The organism is Vibrio sp. 378 (assembly GCF_033339435.1).
Genome location: NZ_JAWOUO010000789.1, coordinates 1 through 607 on the forward strand (window position 1 = coordinate 1; position 607 = coordinate 607).

At 39.2% G+C, this 607-nt stretch carries 1 pseudogene; it reads right to left on the minus strand.

The features are described from left to right. Positions 1–338: 338 nt before the first annotated feature. Positions 339–607 (minus strand): annotated as a pseudogene (locus tag R7Q48_RS28860) (long-chain fatty acid--CoA ligase); the annotation flags it as partial.

Sequence of the window (607 nt, forward strand, 5' to 3'; positions counted from 1 at the left end):
TGTCTTGCGTTCGTCATAACATCCCGCAAGGTTCATCAACAAATGTAACGGTTTATTAGCAACGGGTCTAATGAGAGATATGTCTAGTTTTTAAACAAGACACTAGAAAGCAGAACGATAACAGGAATAGAAGCCAACTAAGCGCAAATATGCAGCACGATCAAAAAACATAACGACAAAAAAAAGAACATAATTTCACTTAGTTTTACCCAAACATCAGAAATTCACCCGTTATCTGCATCATCAAGCCGAACTGCTGCACATACAAAAATCCCCAACGATACCAAAAGGTATGGCTGGGGATCTTTTCATCAATCTGAAATCTAAGTCAGTGCTTGTTACTTTTTATCTGACTTTTCGTTGTACATTTCTTCGATTTCGTCTTGGTATTTATCGTTAATCGCTTTACGACGCAGTTTTTGCGTTGGAGTTAACTCTCCATCATCCATCGAGAAAGCTCTTGGTAGCAGTTTGAACTTCTTAACTTGCTCAAATTTCGCCAGTTCTTTTTGCAGTTCATTCACTCGCTTCTCAAGCATTTCGACCACTTGGTGGTGTTTGATAAGCTCAACTCGGTCATGGTATGCGATGTTCAGTTCTTTCGCAT